Here is a 364-nt window from a genome sequence, read left to right as displayed (position 1 = left end):
CTGCTGGTCCGGGTTCCATGTCTTGGGTGTCAGCTGTCCATCGACGAGGTTCACGGCGAGTGTTTCCATCGCCCATCCGCTCAGGGGGTCTGCTCCGTGCTCGACAACTGCAAGCGCGCCCTCATGGGCATAGGGAATCGCGCGGTACATGTCGCGAGTGCGGGGTAGGTAAGCGAGGACAGCCCGCCGGTGTCCGCTGGGCCTGGTGCTGCGATCTGTGACAGTGTCACTGATCTTGGCGAGCTTCCTGATTGCACCAGGGCCGAGAGTCCACTGGTCCTTGGTCTGGGTGACCAGCACAGGCTTGGTGTGCAGGGCTTCGGCTTGCTGATGAATCCACAGGGCGGCCAGTTCGGCGGCGACG

The 364-nt window shown here is 63.5% G+C and carries 1 protein-coding gene; it reads right to left on the bottom strand.

Annotated features, from left to right (window positions below; translation table 11 throughout):
* Nucleotides 1–364: hypothetical protein (locus IE97_RS42370; RefSeq protein ID WP_158708398.1), on the bottom strand; the 364-nt coding region annotated here is incomplete at both ends.

Origin of the sequence: Streptomyces sp. NRRL S-455, from assembly GCF_000717875.1 — a bacterium.
Taxonomy (GTDB): domain Bacteria; phylum Actinomycetota; class Actinomycetes; order Streptomycetales; family Streptomycetaceae; genus Streptomyces.
This window is presented reverse-complemented; position numbering and strand designations above follow the sequence as displayed.